Raw genomic sequence first — 19,946 nt, forward strand, 5'->3', positions numbered from 1 at the left:
CGCTACTGGCAGGCGGCCAGTACCAGTTCCTTGACCCGTGCCGGATCTGCCTGTCCCCGTGTGGCCTTCATGACATCGCCGACGATCTTGCCTGCTGCGGCCACCTTGCCGCTGCGGATCTTCTCCGCGATGTCGGGGTTGTTGATCAACGCCTCGTCGACTGCCTTCTGCAGCGCGGAGTCGTCGCGCACGACCTCCAGGCCCCGGTCGGCGATGATCTGTTCGGGTTCGCCCTCACCGTCGAGCACTGCCGTCACGACCTGCTGCGCGAGCTTGTTGGTGAGTTTGCCCTCGTCGACGAGAGCGACAACTGCCGCAACCTGCTTCGGGGTGATCGGCAGATCCGCCAGTTCGGTACTCCGGGAGTTCGCCTGCTGGGCCAGGAACGAGACCCACCAGCCACGCGCGGCGTCCACCGACGCACCGGCCTCCACGGTCGCGATGATCAGGTCCACGGCGCCGAGGTTCACCAGGTCACGCATCACCTCGTCGGACAGACCCCACTCCTGCTGGATCCGTGCGCGCCGCAGCCATGGCAGTTCGGGGATGGTCTCGCGGAGTTCCTCGATCCATGCCGAATCGGGTTGCACCGGAGGCAGATCCGGTTCGGGGAAGTAGCGGTAGTCCTCTGCGGTTTCCTTGCGGCGCCCGGCCGAGGTGGATCCGTCGGACTCCTGGAAGTGCCGGGTCTCCTGGATGATGTCGACCCCCGACTTGAGCAGCGCACCCTGGCGCCGCATCTCGTACCGGACCGCGACCTCGACACTCTTGAGTGAGTTGACGTTCTTGGTCTCCGTGCGTGTACCGAACTCGGTGGCGCCCTTGGGCATCAACGACAGGTTGGCGTCGCAGCGCATGGAGCCCTGGTCCATACGAACGTCGGAGACACCGAGCGACTTCAGCAGATCACGCAGTGCGGTGACATATGCGCGAGCGACCTCCGGTGCCCGCTCCCCCGCTCCTTCGATCGGCTTGGACACGATCTCGATCAGTGGCACGCCCGCGCGGTTGTAGTCGAGCAGCGAGTGGCTCGCGCCGTGGATGCGACCGGTGGATCCGACATGCAGAGACTTGCCGGTGTCCTCCTCCATGTGGGCCCGCTCGATCTCGACGCGCCAGGTGGTGCCGTCGTCGAGCGCGACGTCTAGGTAGCCGTCGTACGCGATGGGGTCGTCGTACTGCGAGATCTGGTAGTTCTTCGGCTGATCCGGGTAGAAGTAGTTCTTCCGAGCGAAGGTGCTCGACGGACGGATCGAGCAATTGAGGGCCAGGCCGATGCGGATCGCCGACTCGATGGCCTTCTCGTTCGCCACGGGCAGGGAGCCGGGCAGGCCGATGCAGACAGGGCACACCTGGGTGTTCGGTTCGGCACCGAAGGTGGTCGGGCAGCCACAGAACATCTTGGTGTTGGTGCCCAGCTCGACATGCACCTCCATGCCCATCACGGGGTCGAATTCGGAAATGACATCGTCGTAGTCGAGCAGTTCGGTCATGCACCGAGTTTAACTGGCCCCCACACCCCCGATGATGTGCCCTTTTGGCGGCGCTCACCTGGGCTTTTACCCGCCATAAGGGCACATCATCGGGGTAGGGAGTCAGCCGAAGAAGGCCGCGGCGTCTTCGTAGCGGTTCTGGGGAACGAGTTTGAGCTCCTTGGTGGCCTCACCGATGGGAACCAATCCGATGTTCGGCCCTTGGAGGCTGACCATCATCCCGTAGTCCCCGTTGTGCGCGGCGTCGGCGGCGTTGACCCCGAATCGGGTGGCCAGCACCCGGTCGTAAGGTGTCGGTTTGCCACCGCGCTGCACGTGACCGAGCACGGTCGTCCGTACTTCCTTGTTGATCCGGCGCTCGATCTCGACGGCGAGCTGTTGAGCGACTCCGGTGAACCGCTCGTGTCCGAACTCGTCGAGTCCACCCTTGAGTACCGAGAAGTTACTGCCCTCGGCAGGTTTGGCCCCCTCGGCGACCACGCAGATGAAGTGCGAGTCACCGCGCTGGAAGCGGCGTTTGACCAGACGGCACACCTCTTCGACATCAAACGGCTGTTCGGGGATGAGGATCATGTGTGCACCGGATGCGATGCCCGAATGCAGCGCGATCCAGCCGGCGTGGCGGCCCATCACCTCCACCAGCATCACGCGCTGATGCGACTCGGCGGTGCTGTGCAAACGATCGATGGCGTCGGTTGCGACGGTCAGCGCGGTGTCGAACCCGAACGTCACGTCGGTGCAATTGATGTCGTTGTCGATGGTCTTGGGCACCCCGACCACCGGGACACCTTCATCGGACAGCCAGGACGCGGCGGTCAACGTGCCCTCGCCGCCGATCGGGATGAGTACGTCGATGCCGTTGTCGTCCAATGTCTGCCGGATCTGGTCGAGGCCGGCACGCAGCTTGTCCGGATGTGTGCGGGCAGTACCCAGCATGGTGCCGCCCTTCGCGAGCAGCCGATCGTTCCGGTCGTCGGCGGCGAGATGGATCCGCCGGTCCTCAAGCAATCCCCGCCAGCCGTCGAGGAATCCGACCACCGCCGACCCGTACCGGACCTCGCTGGTCCGGACCACGGCCCGGATCACCGCGTTCAATCCTGGGCAGTCACCGCCACCGGTTAGCACTCCAATGCGCATCTGGTGTTCCCGCTCCCTTTTCATCTGTGCTCAGACTGTCATCTCTGCTCGGACAGCACGCGCTCTGCGGGCGCCACTGGCTTCAATTGTGCAACCGAATGCAAGCTACGGCTCAGCGCACGCCGTTTTCGTAGGCATAGACAACCGCTTGCGCGCGGTCGCGCAGCTGCAACTTCGAGAGCAAGTTGCTGACATGGGTCTTGACCGTCTGCTCGGCCACAAAGAGATGGGTGGCGATCTCGGCGTTCGACTTGCCCTCGGCCACCTGCTCGAGCACCTCGCGTTCGCGAGGGGTCAACCCGGAGAGTTCGCTCGACGGGGCGCGGCGAGGGCGTTGTCTACTGGTCACCTCGGCGATCAGCCGACGGGTCACCGACGGTGCGAGCAGTGCGTCACCGGCTGCCACCACGCGGACCGCACGCACCAGCTCTTCGGCGGGCGCATCTTTGAGCATGAAGCCCGAGGCACCGATCCGCAGGGCCTGATAGACGTAATCGTCGATGTCGAAGGTGGTGAGCATCAGGATTTTGCTGGACACCTTTGCCGGTCCGGACAGCAGTTGTTCAGCTGCTGCGAGTCCGTCGAGGACGGGCATGCGCACATCCATCAGCACCACGTCCGGGTGGAGCTGACGGACCGCCGTCACCGCTGCCTTGCCGTCCGGCGCGTCCCCGACCACCGAGATGTCGGACTGTGCGGCGAGCAGGGCACCGAAGCCCTGTCGAACCATTGCTTGATCGTCCGCAATGAAGACCGTGATCGACACGTCGACAGCCTACTTTTCCACCATCCCGGCCTGCAGACCCGACTGTCCCGAATCATCGACCACACCCGGCGCCCGAATCGGCAGGCGTGCCTGCACGACAAACCCACCGTCGGGTTGCGGCGCTGCGGACAGCACACCACCGACGGCTTTGGCCCTCTCGATCATCCCCGGAATACCCAGTCCCCCTTCGGAATCGAGCCCGATGGGTTGTTCCGTCGGTGCGGTGTTGGCAATGGTCACCGCGAGTTCGGTTCCCTTGACCGTCACATCGACGCGCACCTGCGACCCCGCCGCGTAACGGGTGGCGTTCGCCAACGATTCCTGCACGATCCGGTACGCCACCAACGCACACGCGTCACCCACCTCGTCCGCGCCGACGGCCGGGTAATACGTGACGTCGATCCCCGCGCCCCTCGTCGCGGAGATCAGTCCGTCGATCTGCGCCAGCCCCGGGTTCGGGTTGCGTGCCAGTGCATCCGCGGCCGAATCATCTTCGAGACGAAGCACACCGAGCATGGTGCGCACCTCGTCGAGGGCTTCGCGTGCGACGTTGGCGATGGCATCGAACTCGGCCGCAGCCGCGTCGCCGACACCTTCGATCCGGTATTTCGCGGTCTGTGATTGCACCACCACCACCGACATCCGGTGGGCCACAACGTCGTGGAGGTCACGGGCTATGCGGGTCCGTTCCGAGAGCACCGCATTCTTCGACTTCTCGGTGTCCTTCAGTTTGGTCTGCTGGGCGAGTTGGGCACGGGATCGCACGATGATGCGGATCAGCACGCACATGATGCCGGCGACCGCCAGTCCGATCACCCAGCCGACCTCGGCCTCGCTGGGTGCAACCGAGAACATCACCAGTGCCGACACCAGCCAGATCACCGGCAGAAGACGTAGCGGCGCCTTGAGATAGGCGAGAACCGTGAGCACCACCAGTTCGATGAAGTGCACCACCTGAATGGAGTAGTTCCAGGTGTCGAGCCGATCGATGGTCAGCCCGATGACCTGTGAGGACACCACCGAGATCGCCCAGCCCAGTGTGGGATTCGCCCAACCCAGCATGATCGGGAGGGCCGCGAATGCCGCGACGACGGGCATCAGCGCAGGCTGCACGTCGTGTGTCACGGCCAGGGTCGGCCACGCAATGGCGTACATGATGAGTGCGACGAGCGTGAAGAAGATGTTGACCTTGCGACTCAAGAATCCGATGACCGCCGGGTCGGCGGTGATCGGCAGTTTCTTGGCCTCGTCGACCACATAGTCGGCGGCAGCAGTCCACAGTTTCATTGGTTCGACAGTAGCCACCCATTCCTCGTCCGACCCCATACCTGAGAGTGAGATCTGCGCCGACCCGCAGGTAGCACGCGCACCCCCGGTGCACCCCGTTGTAGCCACCGGACAACGCGTCCGACGACCGATGCGCCAGGGTGCTCCCGATTCCTACGTTCAATCCATGCGAGCCGTACACAACCGAATCTTTCTGTCCAGCTTGGTGATCTGCTTCGTGGTGGCGTTGGGTCTGTGGCCGGCAACCGTCGTCGCAGCCACCTCCGCCCCGGGGATGTCGCCCGCCGAGGCCGCCGACATCCGTACCCCGGCCGGCGCGGCGATTGCGGCATTGACGGGGCCGAGGCCCACCGATGCGATCGCAGTACTGCCCGTGGACTTCGAGGCAGCGATGGGATATCGGCCCGAGGTGGTCGATGGCATGCCGATCGATCCCGCGGGCGCCTGCTCGTCACCCATCCCGCTGCCCGATCGGTTCGAAACACTGTGCAAGACACACGATTTCGGATACGACCTGTTGCGCCTCGCCGACAAGGACGGCGTTCCGCTGGCCGGTTGGGCTCGGGTGGCACTCGACACCATGCTCCCGAGCGTATGCATGAGGTCTGCGACGATCCCGCATGCGACTGGGCCGCCGATCTCGCCCGGGTGGGGCTGAGCTTCAACACCTGGCGTCAGCACTCGGGCGCCCCGGTCGCGCGGGAGTCTTTTCCGGCGATCGTTGCATCCACCTTCGTCCGCGGTGGCGAGTCGCTCGCATCTCTGGTGGGTCTGGCATGAAGGCACGCACGTGGCCACACCCATTGGTGACCGCCGGCACCACAGCGGGCGCGGCAATCGCTTTGGCCCCCGGCTCGCTGCCCCGCGAAGCACTGATCCAGGGCGTGCTGCTCGCGGCGTTCGCCGGCATCGGCGCCCTCATCGGCATGCTGGCGTCTCGCTTCGTCCCGTGGCCGGCCGCGCGCGCGAGGAAGGTCACTGCCGTCGCCGGGGGCCTGGTCATCGTTGCGATGTTCGTACAGATGATCTGGTGGCAACTCGGGTTGCGATGGGCTCTGGGCACGGAGACCCTCGACCTCGGATGGGTGGCCGTGGCCGCCGCGCCCTCCGGGTTGGTGGCCGTGGGTGTTGCCCTGCCTTCCCGTATCCGCATGATCGGCGCGGTGCTGGCTGCCGCCATCGCGCTCTCGGTCGCCCCGTCGCCTGCCGGTGCTGCGGGGTCAGGCGAGTCTGTGGCGCACAAGTTCACCGCTATCGGCGCCCAATCAACATCGCTACGGGTCTACGGGGAACTCGACACCCGCGACGTCACCGACCGCGCGCAGAATCTGGTGAAACGCTGGCAGGCCGCGGGTGGGATGCACCGCAGTGCGGTGGTGGTCGCAGTACCCACCGGATCGGGGTGGGTGGACCCGGACGCTCTGGTCGGGATCGAGTCGCGGATGGCCGGAGATGTGGGAGTTGTTGCCCTGCAATACAGCGACATTCCGTCTTGGCAGGCTTTTCTGTCGAGTTCCGCACCGGCCCGCGACAGCGCTATCGCGGTCACGGCCGCGCTCATCGATGCGGTCAATCGGTCGGCCTCGCCCAGCCGCCCACACATCTACCTCTACGGCCAGAGTCTGGGCGCGGTCGGCGCCGACGCGGCACGGCAATGGGCGCAGGACAATCGTTCCGGCGCGCTGTGCCACACGGTGCTCGCGGGCGCCCCGGCGGGCACAGCGTCATTGTCGGCGCCGTCGACCACCGTGTTGGCGAACGGATCGGATCCTGTGGTGCGCTGGTCCCCACGGTTGATCTGGCAGCCGCCGGCGCTGGCGTCCGGCATCACCCACGACTTGCCGACACCACCGTGGCTACCGGTGGCCGGATTCGTCCAGGCCAGCGCGGACCTGATCGGGGCACTGTCGTTTCCCGCCGGTCACGGTCATCAGTACGGAACCGAACAGGGTCACGTCATCCCCGTCTGCCCCCGATGATGTGGCCTTATGGCGTACCCCACCTGGGGTTTTCGTCGCCAGAAGGGCACATCATCGGGAGGTGGGGGTCAGACGATCGGGCCGCGGGCCGCCTCGTAGGCGGCGCCGACGCGATACAGCCTCTCGTCGGCCATCGACGGAGCCATGATCTGCAGTCCCACGGGCAGTCCATCGTCCTCGGACAACCCCGACGGCACCGACATAGCGCAGTTCCCGGCCAGGTTCACCGGGAGGGTGCAGAGGTCGAAGAGATACATTGCCAGCGGGTCGTCGACCTTCTCACCGATCGCGAACGCCGTTGTCGGAGTAGTCGGCGACACCAGGACGTCCACGGTCTCGTACGCCTTGGCGAAGTCGCGGGCGATGAGCGTGCGAACCTTTTGTGCCTGACCGTAGTACGCGTCGTAGTAGCCAGACGACAACGCGTAGGTTCCGATCATGATGCGTCGCTTGACCTCTGGACCGAAGCCGGCCGCACGGGTCATTGCCATCACCTGTTCGGCGCTGTGGCTGCCGTCGTCGCCGACCCGCAGTCCATATCGCATCGCATCAAATCGTGCGAGGTTGCTGGACACCTCGGACGGCAGGATCAGGTAGTAGGCACCGAGTGCGTAGGTGAAGTGCGGGCACGACACCTCGACCACTTCGGCGCCACGCTCACGCAATGACTCCACGGCCGCGTTGAACGAGGACAGCACGCCCGCCTGGTAACCGTCACCCTGCAATTCGGCGACGATGCCGACCTTGACACCTGAAAGGTCCTGCGAAGCGCCGGCTTTCGCGGCGGCAACCATGTCACCGACCGGTTGGTCGATCGACGTCGAATCCCGTGGGTCGTGCCCGGCGATCACCTGGTGCAGGAGCGCGGTGTCCAGCACGGTGCGCGCGCACGGTCCGCCCTGATCGAGCGACGAGGCACATGCCACCAGTCCGTACCGCGAGACGGTGCCGTATGTCGGTTTCACGCCCACGGTCCCGGTGACCGACGCCGGCTGACGGACAGAACCGCCGGTGTCGGTGCCGATGGCGAGCGGCGCCTGGAACGACGCCAGGGCCGCCGCACTGCCGCCACCCGATCCGCCGGGGATCTTTGTTGTGTCCCAAGGGTTTCGGGTGACGCCGTATGCCGAGTTCTCGGTGGACGATCCCATCGCGAACTCGTCCATGTTGGTCTTGCCGAGGATCGGGATGCCCGCAGCACGCAGCCGTGAGGTGACGGTGGCATCGTACGGAGGTACCCAGCCCTCGAGGATCTTCGAACCACAGGTGGTGGGCGCGTCGGTGGTGGTGAACACGTCCTTGAGGGCCAGAGGAACACCGGCAAGCGGCGATGCCGGGGACTCGCCCGCAGCAATGGACTTGTCGACGGCCGCGGCCGCCTGCAGTGCTTCGTCGGAATTGACGTGCAGGAAGGCGTTCAGCTCACCGTCCACCTCGGCGATCCGGTCGAGGTGCGCGCTGGTGACCTCCACGGCAGACAGGTCACCGGCATGGATCTTCTCCGCCAGTTGGGCGGCGGACAGGCCGGTGATCTCGCCGGACTGGCGGGTGGGTGCGGTCACTGTTCTTCTCCGAGGATCTGCGGCACTGCGAACCGTCCCTGCTCGACCGAAGGTGCACCCGAGAGGGCTTCCTCGGTGGTGAGACTGGGCACGATGGTGTCGGGCCGTAAGACGTTGGCGATGTCTGCCGGATGTGCGGTGCCGGGGATGTCGGCCGCGGCGACCTCCGAGATGTTGGCGACGTGGGACAGAATCGAATCGAGCTGACCGGCGTAGTGGTCGAGTTCGTCGTCGGTCAGCGCCAGCCGCGACAGCCGGGCGAGATGCGCAACCTCATCACGCGAGATGGCAGACACGAGAGATGCACCCTTTCTGTTCGAGGGCGGCCCACGATGATGTCGGCCCGAACCCCGGTCCAGACTAGTCGGCGCCGGTCCCCCGATCGCCTCAGGTGCCGCGAGCCCTACAACCAGCGTCTGAGTCGCGCGGTGATCCACGGCAGCAGCAGGTACACCATCAGCGGTGTGCTCACCAATGTGGCGATCAACGTCTTCACCACCAGCGGCGTGTCCCCCAGGTGGGCGATGATGCCGATGTTGATCGCCAGACTGAGCGGAAAGAAGCCGAGCCAGATGGTGATCGCCTGCTTCCAGCGTGGTGGCGGAGCGCCCATCACGCGTACCGCCTGCGTCAACGTGGACTGTGGCTCGAACCATCCTTCGATGCCGGACAGGCGATGGGTGGCGTACTCCACCGCGATCCCCTCCCCACGCGAGAGCCAGGCCTTGCGCACCGGCGACGACACCCAATCGTCGACCTGTGCGTGGTTCTCGAACCGGTACATGACGTAGTACTCGCCGGGCACCTTCGATGAGCGCAACCACCCTCCGCCGAGGAAGCCCGGGAATGTCCGGGCCAGTGCGATTCCGGCGTCGGTCCAGGCGATGAAGTCGTGTTCTCGATCAGGCTCGATCCGGCGTGCCACGGACGTGGTCACGTCGGAATTATCGCGCGCATCGTCGATTGCCATCCGGTCATTATCGAGCCCGACCGGCAACCGCCCCGAACTCTGGGCCCGCCTCGTGATCAGGCGAATATCCGGCGGGCGGATGATGGGTCGCCGACGTATCGTCTCGTTCATGATCATCGTCACAACAAACGACATCCCCGGCTACCGGATCACCTACACCTTCGGCGAGTGCTTCGGGCTGACCGTCCGGTCACGCAACATCGGATCGAACCTCGGTGCCGGCTTCAAGGCGATGGCGGGTGGCGAACTCAAGGGAGTCACACAGCTACTCCACGATTGCCGTCAGGAAGCACTGCAGCGCTTGGCGACCGAGGCGCAGCAACGCGGCGCGAACGCCGTGGTGGCGTTCCGGTTCGAGACCACCGAGTTCGGTGGAACCGGTATCGAGGTGTGCGCGTACGGCACGGCAGTAGGCGTCGAGGCGCTCCCCGGGACCACTCCTCCGGCCTGACCGCCAGGCCACTGAGCGCCGGCCACTGAGGGCGCGCCACACGGCAGGGCCGACGTAGCGGTGGGAGAATGTCGACCGTGTCCTATCTGCTGCGCGTCTACCTCCAGGACCGACCCGGATCCTTGGGCCTCCTGGCCGTTTCCCTGGGTTCGATCGGTGCCGACATCCTGTCGCTCGACGTTGTCGAACGCGGCGAAGGGTACGCAGTCGATGACATCGTCGTCGAGGTTCCGCGCAGCTCGCTGCCCGACACCCTGATCACTGCCGCAGAAAAGGTTGATGGCGTGCGGGTGGATTCGATCCGCCCGTACACCGGCATCCTCGAGACCCACCGGGAACTCGAGTTGGTCAACGAGATCGCGGCCGCCGGCCGCGATCGGCTACAGGTTCTGGTCGAGGCGGCCCCCCGGGTTCTGCGGGTTGCATGGGCCACCATCATCACCTCAGGCGCCAACGGGGCGATCCAGCTCTTCGGGAGCTCTGGCGCCCCGGAAACCCAACTCACCGATGCGAGTTGGCTGCCGATCGACCACGAGGCCGAACTGGATCCGGAATCGCCATGGGTGCCGCAGTCCTGGCGCGACATGGACACTCGGCTGGCCGCAGCGCCCATCGGGTCACCGGGCAAGGCGTTACTCCTCGGTCGACCGGGTGGCCCGGACTTCCGTCCGTCCGAAATTGCCCGGATCGGCTACCTCGCGAAGATCGTGACGACGGTGCTCAAACAACCGTGATCTGGTCGGCCGCGTCATCAGTCCTACGGCGCGTCACCTTCGTTCACGTCGACAGTTGATTCGTCTGTCTCCGCCGGCGGAGGCCCTTCTGCCAGAAGCTTTTTGAACCCGTCTTCGTCGAGTATGGGTACGCCGAGCTGTTCTGCCTTGTCCGCCTTGGTACCGGGCGAATCCCCGACGACAACATAAGCTGTCTTCTTCGACACCGACCCCGACGCCTTGCCCCCGCGCACCAGGATGGCCTCTTTGGCGCCGTCGCGCGAGAAGTCCTGCAGCGAGCCGGTGACCACGATGCTCAGGCCCTGAAGCGTGCGCGGGATAGAAGCGTCGCGCTCGTCCTCCAGCTGCACACCGGCCTCACGCCATTTGCGGACGATCTCACGATGCCAATCGACCGTGAACCAGTCAGCGACGCTCTGCGCCAACGTGTTACCCATACCCTCCACGCTCGCGAGCTGTTCGGCTGTTGCCGATTCGATGGCCTCCAGACTGCCGAACTCGGTGGCCAATGCGCGTGCGGCACTCGGGCCGACGTGCCGGATCGACAACCCGACCAATACCCGCCAGAGCGGTACCTTCTTGGCCGCAGAAAGGTTCGCGAGCAACCGCTTCCCGTTCGCGGAGAGATCTCCCGATTTGGTGGTGAACAAAGTGGTCTTGCGGAGATCGTCCTCGGTCAGGCTGAACAGATCACCCTCGTTGTCGAGCACCCCGGAGCTCAGAAGCGCGGTGGCAGCCTCGTATCCGAGAGCCTCGATGTCGAATGATCCGCGACCGGCGATGTGGAACAGCCGCTCTCTCAGCTGGGCCGGGCACGATCTGCTGTTGGGACAGCGGATGTCGGCGTCGCCCTCCTTCTGCGGCGCCAATTCGGTGCCGCATTCGGGACAGTGCGTGGGCATCACGAATTCACGTTCGGTGCCGTCTCGCAGGTCGACCACAGGGCCGAGTACTTCGGGGATGACGTCGCCGGCCTTCCGGATGGTCACGGTATCGCCGATCAGAACGCCCTTGCGCTTGACCTCGGACGCGTTGTGGAGCGTTGCCATGCCGACCGTCGAGCCCGCCACCAGAACAGGCTTCATCGATGCGAAAGGAGTGACCCGTCCGGTGCGTCCGACATTGACCAAGATGTCGAGCAGTTTCGTGGTCGCCTCTTCGGGGGCATATTTGTACGCGATGGCCCAACGCGGAGCGCGGGATGTGGAGCCGAGACGGCGCTGCAGTGAGATGTCGTCGACCTTGACGACAATCCCGTCGATTTCATGCTCCACGTCGTGACGATGCTCGCCCCAGTAGGCGATCTTCTCCAGGATGGCGTCGGCGCCCGTGAGTTTGGTGGTGTGCTCGGAGACCGGCAGTCCCCAGGCACCCAGCGCCAGATAGGCGTCATGGAGAGTCTTGGGCGGTGTTCCGTCGATCCGGCCGAGCCCGTGGCAGATCATCCCCAGCCGTCGTCTGGCGGTGATCTGCGGGTTCTTCTGACGGAGGGACCCGGCGGCAGAGTTGCGTGGGTTGGCGAACGGCGCCTTGCCCGCCTCCACCAGCGACGCGTTGAGCGCCTCGAAATCCGCTACTCGGAAGAACACCTCACCGCGTACCTCGAGCAGATCCGGTATCGGGTAGTCGTCGGACGGGGTGAGCCGGTGCGGTACGTCGTTGATGGTCTTGGCGTTGAGCGTGACGTCCTCACCGGTACGTCCGTCGCCGCGGGTGGTGCCGCGCACGAGGACACCTTTTTCGTAGACCAGCGCCAGGGCGACGCCGTCGATCTTCAGCTCACACAGATATTCCAAGCCCGAACCGGCGTCAGCCTCCACCCGCGACACCCAGCTGCGCATCTCCTCGGCGTCGAACACATTGTCCAGCGACATCATTCGCTCGAGATGGTCGACGGCCTTGAACTCGGTGGCGAAACCGCCGCCGACCAACTTGGTGGGCGAATCGGCGACAGCCAACTCCGGGTACTGGACTTCGAGGGCCTGCAGGCGGCGCAACAACGTGTCGAACTCGCCGTCGGTGATGACGGGAGCGTCTTTCACGTAGTAGCGGAACTGGTGGTCACGCACCTCCTCGGCCAGCTGCGACCACTGCTCTCTGGCCGCAGAAGGAGTCGGCTCCGCGGGCGTCTGCTCACTGATGTCTGCACTGTTGGCCACCCCTCGAAGATAGTCCAGAGGGCTGACACCGAAACCGGACTCGCGGGGTTCGATCCATCAGTAAGAACCGCGCGGTGGAGACCCCGCAGTGCTCTAGCGGCCGATGGATCGTAGGTAGTTCCCGACCGTGACCACAGCCTGCGGATTCCTGGGGCCCTCCACCAAGGCGGCGTAGGGCAGCGAGATGATGTGTCCCTCTCGAACCGCGGTCGAACCCGACATCAACGGGTGCGATTCGAGCTGACGGATCTTCGCGGCGACGGAGTCGGCCGGCCCCGCCCCGTAGTCGACGATGATGATGACCTCGGGATCACGCTGGGCGGCGGCCTCCCACGAGGTGGTGGTCCACGAGTCGTTCAGGTCATCGAAGATGTTGCGGCCACCGGCCTCGGTGATGATCTGTTGGGGCGCAGCGGTTCTGCCCGAGGTGAAGGGTTCGGGGGCGGCACTGTCGAAGAGGAAGACCCTGGCCGGGTCACGGTCTCGCGGCACAGCCTCGTTCACCCCGCGCACCAGGGTCCGGTACTCCTCCACCAGGTTGTCCGCACGCTCGCGGACCCCGAAGATGTCGCCGAGGTTCTTCAGATCGGCATAGAGCGCATCGAACGGCGACATGATCCCCCGGCGCGTTGTTCCGGGCTGACGACATGCCTCGGTGAGTTGGTACGGGACGGCGCCGATCTGCTTGATCCAGTCCGGTGTGAGGCCGGTCGACTCCCGGAAGCCGTAGTTCCACCCGGCGAAGACGAAATCGGGGTCGGCGGCCTGCACGATCTCCCGGGTGAATGCCTTGCCCAGTTCGGGGGTCGATTCGAAATCCGCCTTCCAGGGCGAGGTCTGCACGTCCCGTTCTTTGCCGGGATACGTGGTGTACCCGACGAGCCGGTCGGCCAGTCCGAGCGAGAACATCATCTCGGTGATGCCGGTGTCATTGGTCACCACACGAGTCGGCGTCCCCGATACCGTCAGTGGCGCACCGCAATTCGTCACCGTCACCGTGGGCCCGCCGGACGGGGCCTCCTGCTCCACGTCGGCGCCGCACGCGCTGACTGCCACCGCCATCACGATCATCGCAAGGGCACAGCGATTTCGGTACATTCAGCTCTCCTCGTGGTGAAGGGCGTGGGGTGTGCAATTCGGCACCGGCTTGTGCCCGTCGGAGACAGGCCCGTTGAGACCGTCGAAGATGATCTGGGGAACGCCGAGGCGGGGATGGGCGACGATGTGGCAGCCGATCGAGAACCACCGGTTGATCACGGTTTCGGTGAAGACCTCGTGAGGGGTCCCGGCACACACCACCGCGCCGTCGACGAGCACGAGGACACGGTCGCAGTACTGCGCGGCCAGATTGAGATCGTGCAATGCCGCTATCACCGTGATGCCCAACGCTTTTGCCGCCCCGAGCACGCCGTGTTGATGTTGCACGTCGAGATGATTGGTCGGTTCGTCGAGCACGAGCACCTGTGGTTCCTGGGCCAGAGCACGGGCGATCAGGACGCGCTGCTTCTCACCGCCGGACAGTGACGAGAACAATCGCGAGCGCAGATCCCCGGCATCGGCTTTGTCCATCGCCTCCCCGATGGCCTCGTCTTCGGCGGCACGGTCGCGGGCGACGATCCCGCTGTGTGGCAATCGCCCGGTGGCGACCACCTCGCGCGCTGTGAAGTCGAAGTGCAGGGTGTTGTCCTGGGTCAACGCGGCCACTTGACGGGCATTCTCGCGCATGCTGATGGCACGAATGTCGCGCTCACCCACCATGATACGACCGTCGGACGGCTTCAACGCCCGATACAGACAGCGCAGCGTCGTGGATTTGCCGCTGCCGTTGGGCCCGACGATTCCGACGAACTGACCCGCCTCGACGGTCAGGTTCATGCCGCCCACCACCAGACGGCCGCCGATCTCGACGTCTACGTGATCGAACTGCACGCGCATCAGATCTGCACCATCGATGCATCACGGCGTTTCATCAAGAACACGAACACCGGTACCCCGACTGCCGCGGTGATCGCCCCCAGTGGCAGTTCCTGGGGCGGTACCACCGTGCGCGACAACAGGTCGGCAGAAACGAGGAAGACGGCGCCGAGCAAGGGCGTCACGATGATGAGTCGCCGGTGATCGGCGCCGACGAGCAGTCGCGCCACGTGTGGGACGACCAGACCGACGAATCCGACCGCGCCACACACGGACACGAAACAACCCGTCATCGCGGCCGCGATGACGAACAGGAGGATCCTGAACCGCGATGCGTTCAGTCCCAGTGCGGCACTGACCTCGTCGCCCATCGACAACGCGTTCAGGCGTCGCGCGCACAGGGCGATGGACACCATTCCCACCGCGGCGACGACCACCACCAGTGGAACCATGCCCCAGCTTACGCCCGACAGGCTCCCCAGGAGCCAGAACATCACGCTGCGCGCACCGTCACCTTGCGGCGCCATGAAGATCAGGACGGTGGTGACCGCCGAGAAACCGTATCCGAGCGCCGTTCCCGTCAACACGAGCCGCAGAGGCACCAATCCGGCTGCCGATCTCGCCATCAGATAGACGAGGGCGGTGGCACCGAGGGCGCCCAGGAACGCTGCGGTACTCAGCGCGTAGATGCCCAGCGCACCAAAAGTGCCGAACAGGACAACCGCGGTTGCGCCCACGGATGCCCCCGACGAGATCCCGAGGACATACGGGTCCGCCAATGCGTTGCGCACCATCGCCTGTACGAGCAGACCCACAGCACTGAGTCCGGCCCCGACGAACATTGCCACGATCAGTCGCGGCATTCTGGAATCGCTCACTATCCGGTAATTGGGCACGTCGTCCGCGGATATTGCGCCTCCGACCAACTCGGCCCAGAGGAACGAGGTGGTGTCGCGCCAGGGAACGTGAACGGTACCGAACATGAGTGCCACCACCGACACAGCGACCAGCGCAAGACACAACCCGACCACCAACGCAGTCACCGAATGAGGGCGCATCGCCGCACTTTCCGCTGTACCGGATGCCGGCCGACCCGTACGCATGCGTCAGCGAATGAAGGCGCGCGCGAGCACACCATCACCGCGTCAACCGTGTCCCTCGGAGTCGACGGGCGACCACGCCGGCGGCGCGGTCGCGTTGGCAGGTCTTCGGACTCGTGGACATGACACCGAATAGTCGGTGTCTCCTACCGGCGGTCGCTTCCCAGGCATACACCCAGTGCTGGTGACCGCGTTCGTTTCCACTCACCGCTGCGGGGCAGTTCCGGATCTTCACCGGATTCCCTCTTACGATCCGCCGGTCACTGACCGGCGGAAACCAACGCCCGGTCAACCTAACATTTCACCGGCACCCGAACAGACACCGGTTCTAGACTGTCGCCATGCCCCACCCGATCATGTACTCCGATGACGACCCGGTCCTGATTCGACTGCGCACCATCGCCCTCGCGTTCCCGGATGCGACGGAGAAGATCGCACACGGTCGCCCGACGTTCCGCGGCGCGAAGATGTTCGGCATGTACGGCGGCGGGGTCAAAGGTGGACCCCAGTTCGAGCAATCGCTGCTGTTCAAGGTGGAGCAGACCGAACGCGTTGCACTGGAACAAGACTCGCGATTCTTCTATCCGGCGTACGTGGGACCGTACGGATGGATGGGGATCGACCTGTCGGCACGGCCGGACTGGACGGAGGTGGCCGAACTACTCGATGCCAGCTACCGCTCTGTCGCGACCAAGAAGCTGATCGCCCGGCTCGACGCCGGCGAGCGCCCCGACGAACTGACCTGACGTCATCGCTCGGTTGCTGCGCCGGGGCCGAACTCATCACCATCCTCTGCGGGCTGGGGCCCCGCATCGTCACGGCCATGGCACGGGAGCGGCCAGATGAAAGTGCCGCCCTGCATCGCGGTTCGAACCCGCGTCGGTCTCGCGCATATCCGTGCGCGGCAGGCGAAGTTGTCCATACCTCATCAGAGGCTGCGCAGACGATGAATGTTCCCGATCGACCGGGCCGGGTCGCTATACCGCGGTCGGGTCGGCGAGCAAGCCGGCCGCCGCTGTGGTGCACAGCGAGAGCGCCGTCTTCGCCCAGGCGGCATCGGCACCGGCCAGACCGCACGCGGGACTGATCACCACCTGCTCCGCCAGGACCTTCCGGGACAGCCCGATTCGGTCGGTCAGAGCGGCGCACGACGCGGCCACCTGTTCTGCGGCGAGTTCGGTTGCGGGGGCAGCTGTCGGCACGGCGCCAAGGATGACGTCCCGACCCTCGTCGAGCAGCTGCCCGATACCGTCCAGGTCCGCCGTGCGGATCTGGACGAGATCCACACTGACCGCAGCAAATCTGGTGCGCTCCAACAGCTCCCACGAAAGGTTCGCCGAGCAGTCGTGCATCACCACCGGCCTGCCGACGACATCGATGAAGCCGTCGTACTTCTCGGCGAGCACAGCGACGGGTACGGGCCTGATGATGTCGAAACGGGTGAGCGGCTCCACCGAGCCCTCGATCACCCGCCCGATCATCGGTTCGTCGATCTGGACGATCACCTGAGCTCCGGTGCGGCGACGGACCTCGTCGGCATGCACTCGCAGTCCCTCGGCCATCGAATCCACGAGATCCGACCACGCCCCGACATCGTGCAGGATCTTGTGACCGTTGCGCAGTTCCACCGACGCGGCCAATGTGAACGGGCCGCACGCCTGCAGCTTGACGAAGCGGTCGGTCGCGGCCATCCCGGCACGCTCCCAGGCCTCTTCGAAGGCGTCGAGGTCGGCGTTCAGAAAGTCACGCGCGCGACGGGTCAACCCGGATTTGCGTGCCGACAGGCGGTAGCCGGAGGCCACGGTGTCCATCGGCATGTCCACCAGCAGGGCAGCCGACCGCCCGATCATGTCGGCCCCGAGCCCGCGCTGCGGCAGTTCGGGAAGAAACGCCAGCTCGCACTCGCCCAGGCTGATGCCCGCGGATTCGATCGGATCGGTACCCGGCATCGATCCGACACCGGTTCCGGTGCCGGCCGGCAGGACGGTCACGTGGTGGCGCTGCTGACGAGATCCGACGGGACCGAACCGGTGGCCGCAATTCGTCCGCTGCCGATGACCAGGTCACCCGACACCGAATCCGGCTGGTACAGCACCGCCGCCTGCCCGCGGGCCACCCCGGTGAGAGGGCTGCGCAGGGTGATGCGGATACCCGGGCCCTGTCCGTCGACACCGTCTGAAGGCTCAAGCTCGATGGCCTCGGCCACGGCCGGCGCCAATCCGCCGTGTGCCCGGACCTGGACCATGCACTCGAACGGTTCGGTGGGAGTGTGTCCGGACGTCCAGATGGCCTTGCGGGCGGTGATCGTCCACACCTGGAGATGCTCGGAGGAACCCACCGTCACGGTTCCGGAGTCGGGATCGATCTCGGTCACGTACCGCGGTTTGCCGTCGACAGCCGGTGCATCGATACCGAGCCCCTTGCGCTGTCCGATGGTGAACCCGTGGACGCCTTCGTGCTGGGCCAGTTCGGCACCGGAGTCGGCGTCGACGACCTTGCCGGGCCGGACACCGATCGTGGCACCCAGGAACGCCCGGGTGTCACCGGTGGGGATGAAGCAGATGTCATGGGAATCGGGCTTGTTGGCAACGGACAAGCCGCGAGCGGCGGCCTCTTCCCGGATCTGGTCCTTGGGTGTGTCGCCCACGGGGAACATCGCCCGCGACAGCTGCTCCGGCGTCAGCACGGCGAGCACGTACGACTGGTCTTTGTCGTGGTCGACCGCCCGACGCAACCGGCCGCCTTCGAGCCGTGCGTAGTGGCCGGTGGCAACCGCGTCGAAGCCCAGGGCGATGGCGCGTTCGGCCAGAGCCGAGAACTTGATCTTCTCGTTGCATGTCAGGCAGGGATTGGGGGTCTGCCCGGCCGCGTACGCCGCAACGAACTCGTCGATGACGTCATCTTTGAAGCGATCGGCGAAATCCCAGACGTAGAAAGGGATTCCGAGAACATCTGCGGCCCGACGGGCATCAGACGCGTCCTCCCGCGAACAGCAACCTCGGGATCCGGTCCGCAGTGCGCCGGGCGCAGTGGACAGTGCCAGGTGTACCCCGACCACGTCGTGTCCGGCGGAAACCGCCCGTGCGGCAGCCACCGCCGAGTCGACACCACCACTCATTGCTGCGAGTACTCGCATCAGCGCTCTCCTGCCATTGCCGTGGCCATCCCGGCGGCGCGGGCGCGGGAGACCACTTCACCGATGACGGCGCCTACGGCGTCGATGTCATCGCTAGTTGTCGAGGGCGCCAGTGAGAACCGCAGCGAACTGCGGGCCCGCGCAGTGGATACGCCCATCGCGGTCAGCACATGAGACGCCTGGGCCACGCCTGCGGTGCAGGCCGAGCCGGTGGAGCATTCGATGCCGTTGGCGTCGAGCAACATCAACAGCGAATCACCTTCGCAGCCCGGAAACGACACGTGCACGTTGCCCGGCAGCCGTGCGGGGCCGGTGGGTCCGTTGACCACACAGTCGTCGGTGTTCTCGGTCAGCACCGCGAACAATTGGTCACGCAGGTTCGTCACTGCCGGGACGGTGACCGACAGCTCTCGCACCGAATGTTCAAGTGCTACAGCCATTCCCACCGCAGCCGCGACGTCGGGGGTACCCGAGCGAACGTCCCGTTCGTGCCCACCACCGTGGAGCAGCGGCACGCAGTCCACATCGCGGCCCAGCAACAGCGCGCCGATCCCGTGGGGCCCACCGAACTTGTGTCCGGCGATGCTCATCGCCGAGAGGCCGCTGGCGGCGAAGTCGAGCGGAAGGTGTCCGGCCGCCTGCACAGCGTCGGAATGCATGGGAACGCCGTACTCCCGGCAGATCGCGGCAAGCTCCGCGATCGGCTCGATGGTGCCGACCTCGTTGTTCGCCCACATCACGCTGACCAGTGCGGTGTCCTCTGCGTGCGCGGTGAGCGCGGCCCGCAGATCTGCGGGGTCGACAAGACCCTGATGGTCGACGGGTAGCCAGGTGACCTCGGCTCCCTCGGTGTCGGCAAGCCAGAGCACAGGGTCGAGAACGGCGTGGTGTTCGATGGATGACGCAATGATGCGGCGACGGACGGCGGCCGGCGAACCCGACTTGTTCCGCGCCCAGAAGATGCCTTTGACCGCGAGATTGTCGCTTTCGGTTCCGCCCCCGGTGAAGACCACCTCAGACGGTCGCGCACCCAGCGAGGCCGCGATGGATTCCCTCGATTCCTCCAGGTGCCGACGGGCGCGCCGCCCTGACGCGTGCAGCGACGAAGCGTTGCCCGCAGTGCCCAGGATCTGACTCATCGCCACGACTGCTGCAGGCACCATCGAGGTTGCCGCTGCGTGATCGAGGTAGATCGGGGCCCGGTCGGAGGAATACATAACCAATCCAGGATAACCGCTCGCAGAGCAGGTTCTATTCC

Annotated in this window: 19 protein-coding genes and 1 riboswitch; of the genes, 5 read left to right on the forward strand and 14 right to left on the reverse strand. The window is 65.5% G+C overall.

Going from position 1 to position 19,946, the window contains the following annotated elements; genetic code table 11:
• Nucleotides 1-2 precede the first annotated feature (2 nt).
• From gatB to WIMU1_RS24800, 4 genes are all read right to left on the reverse strand, one after another.
• Nucleotides 3-1,493 (reverse strand): Asp-tRNA(Asn)/Glu-tRNA(Gln) amidotransferase subunit GatB, encoded by a 1,491-nt coding sequence (gene gatB / locus WIMU1_RS24785; RefSeq protein WP_062801104.1) that lies wholly within the window; start codon nucleotides 1,491-1,493, stop codon nucleotides 3-5.
• A gap of 102 nt (nucleotides 1,494-1,595) precedes the next feature.
• On the reverse strand, nucleotides 1,596-2,630 hold the full coding sequence (locus tag WIMU1_RS24790) for an ATP-dependent 6-phosphofructokinase (RefSeq protein ID WP_023963826.1): 1,035 nt from the start codon (nucleotides 2,628-2,630) through the stop codon (nucleotides 1,596-1,598).
• A 112-nt stretch (nucleotides 2,631-2,742) separates the two neighbouring features.
• On the reverse strand, nucleotides 2,743-3,396 hold the full coding sequence (locus WIMU1_RS24795) for a response regulator (RefSeq protein ID WP_062801105.1): 654 nt from the start codon (nucleotides 3,394-3,396) through the stop codon (nucleotides 2,743-2,745).
• 9 nt (nucleotides 3,397-3,405) lie between these two features.
• Entirely contained in the window at nucleotides 3,406-4,683 is a 1,278-nt protein-coding gene (locus tag WIMU1_RS24800) for a sensor histidine kinase (RefSeq protein ID WP_062801107.1), read from the reverse strand.
• A 166-nt stretch (nucleotides 4,684-4,849) separates the two neighbouring features.
• Between WIMU1_RS24800 and WIMU1_RS24805 the strand changes: the two genes are divergently transcribed.
• On the forward strand, nucleotides 4,850-5,341 hold the full coding sequence (locus WIMU1_RS24805; RefSeq protein ID WP_307715696.1) for a hypothetical protein: 492 nt from the start codon (nucleotides 4,850-4,852) through the stop codon (nucleotides 5,339-5,341).
• Between the two features lie 118 nt (nucleotides 5,342-5,459).
• On the forward strand, nucleotides 5,460-6,662 hold the full coding sequence (locus WIMU1_RS24810) for an alpha/beta-hydrolase family protein (protein ID WP_062801109.1): 1,203 nt from the start codon (nucleotides 5,460-5,462) through the stop codon (nucleotides 6,660-6,662).
• A 68-nt stretch (nucleotides 6,663-6,730) separates the two neighbouring features.
• On the opposite strand, the gene gatA is transcribed toward WIMU1_RS24810, so the two are convergent.
• The 3 genes from gatA to WIMU1_RS24825 form a co-directional block, all read right to left on the reverse strand.
• On the reverse strand, nucleotides 6,731-8,224 hold the full coding sequence (gatA, locus tag WIMU1_RS24815) for an Asp-tRNA(Asn)/Glu-tRNA(Gln) amidotransferase subunit GatA (RefSeq protein WP_062801111.1): 1,494 nt from the start codon (nucleotides 8,222-8,224) through the stop codon (nucleotides 6,731-6,733).
• The gene (gatC, locus tag WIMU1_RS24820) at nucleotides 8,221-8,520 is read right to left on the reverse strand and encodes an Asp-tRNA(Asn)/Glu-tRNA(Gln) amidotransferase subunit GatC (protein ID WP_023963838.1); all 300 of its coding nucleotides are present in this window, start codon (nucleotides 8,518-8,520) and stop codon (nucleotides 8,221-8,223) included. Before gatC ends, gatA begins: the two co-directional genes overlap by 4 nt.
• Nucleotides 8,521-8,627: 107 nt before the next feature.
• Entirely contained in the window at nucleotides 8,628-9,194 is a 567-nt protein-coding gene (locus WIMU1_RS24825; protein WP_062801113.1) for an antibiotic biosynthesis monooxygenase, read from the reverse strand.
• 109 nt (nucleotides 9,195-9,303) lie between these two features.
• On the opposite strand from WIMU1_RS24825, the gene WIMU1_RS24830 reads away from it, so the two are divergent.
• Together WIMU1_RS24830 and WIMU1_RS24835 are read left to right on the forward strand one after the other, a co-directional pair.
• The gene (locus WIMU1_RS24830; protein WP_030172081.1) at nucleotides 9,304-9,645 is read left to right on the forward strand and encodes a YbjQ family protein; all 342 of its coding nucleotides are present in this window, start codon (nucleotides 9,304-9,306) and stop codon (nucleotides 9,643-9,645) included.
• A gap of 68 nt (nucleotides 9,646-9,713) precedes the next feature.
• The gene (locus WIMU1_RS24835; RefSeq protein WP_062801115.1) at nucleotides 9,714-10,379 is read left to right on the forward strand and encodes an ACT domain-containing protein; all 666 of its coding nucleotides are present in this window, start codon (nucleotides 9,714-9,716) and stop codon (nucleotides 10,377-10,379) included.
• Nucleotides 10,380-10,402: 23 nt separating this feature from the next.
• Here the strand turns inward: WIMU1_RS24835 and ligA are convergent, their stop codons facing one another.
• The 4 genes from ligA to WIMU1_RS24855 form a co-directional block, all read right to left on the reverse strand.
• Nucleotides 10,403-12,538 (reverse strand): NAD-dependent DNA ligase LigA, encoded by a 2,136-nt coding sequence (gene ligA / locus WIMU1_RS24840; protein ID WP_062801118.1) that lies wholly within the window; start codon nucleotides 12,536-12,538, stop codon nucleotides 10,403-10,405.
• Between the two features lie 93 nt (nucleotides 12,539-12,631).
• Nucleotides 12,632-13,636, reverse strand: a complete 1,005-nt coding sequence (locus WIMU1_RS24845) for an ABC transporter substrate-binding protein (RefSeq protein WP_062801120.1) — start codon at nucleotides 13,634-13,636, stop codon at nucleotides 12,632-12,634.
• Nucleotides 13,637-14,473, reverse strand: coding sequence for an ABC transporter ATP-binding protein (locus WIMU1_RS24850; RefSeq protein WP_062801122.1), 837 nt, complete (start codon nucleotides 14,471-14,473; stop codon nucleotides 13,637-13,639).
• Nucleotides 14,473-15,510 (reverse strand): FecCD family ABC transporter permease, encoded by a 1,038-nt coding sequence (locus tag WIMU1_RS24855; RefSeq protein WP_062801158.1) that lies wholly within the window; start codon nucleotides 15,508-15,510, stop codon nucleotides 14,473-14,475. The genes WIMU1_RS24850 and WIMU1_RS24855 overlap by 1 nt, the downstream gene beginning before the upstream one ends.
• Nucleotides 15,511-15,634: 124 nt before the next feature.
• Nucleotides 15,635-15,849, reverse strand: a riboswitch (cobalamin riboswitch).
• Nucleotides 15,850-15,893: 44 nt separating this feature from the next.
• Between WIMU1_RS24855 and WIMU1_RS24860 the strand changes: the two genes are divergently transcribed.
• A complete protein-coding gene (locus tag WIMU1_RS24860) occupies nucleotides 15,894-16,298 on the forward strand; it encodes an MmcQ/YjbR family DNA-binding protein (RefSeq protein WP_062801123.1) in 405 nt (134 codons plus the stop codon).
• Nucleotides 16,299-16,529: 231 nt separating this feature from the next.
• On the opposite strand, the gene WIMU1_RS24865 is transcribed toward WIMU1_RS24860, so the two are convergent.
• Genes WIMU1_RS24865 through WIMU1_RS24875 form a run of 3 tightly spaced genes read right to left on the reverse strand, consistent with a single transcriptional unit; the run spans nucleotide 16,530 to nucleotide 19,905 of the window.
• Nucleotides 16,530-17,543 (reverse strand): uroporphyrinogen decarboxylase/cobalamine-independent methonine synthase family protein, encoded by a 1,014-nt coding sequence (locus tag WIMU1_RS24865; protein WP_062801125.1) that lies wholly within the window; start codon nucleotides 17,541-17,543, stop codon nucleotides 16,530-16,532.
• Nucleotides 17,540-18,688, reverse strand: coding sequence for a tRNA 2-thiouridine(34) synthase MnmA (gene mnmA / locus WIMU1_RS24870; protein WP_062801127.1), 1,149 nt, complete (start codon nucleotides 18,686-18,688; stop codon nucleotides 17,540-17,542). The genes WIMU1_RS24865 and mnmA overlap by 4 nt, the downstream gene beginning before the upstream one ends.
• Nucleotides 18,688-19,905 (reverse strand): cysteine desulfurase family protein, encoded by a 1,218-nt coding sequence (locus WIMU1_RS24875; RefSeq protein ID WP_062801128.1) that lies wholly within the window; start codon nucleotides 19,903-19,905, stop codon nucleotides 18,688-18,690. The genes mnmA and WIMU1_RS24875 overlap by 1 nt, the downstream gene beginning before the upstream one ends.
• Nucleotides 19,906-19,946: the final 41 nt, after the last annotated feature.

Origin of the sequence: Williamsia muralis NBRC 105860 (assembly GCF_001598915.1) — a bacterium.
Classification (GTDB): domain Bacteria; phylum Actinomycetota; class Actinomycetes; order Mycobacteriales; family Mycobacteriaceae; genus Williamsia; species Williamsia muralis.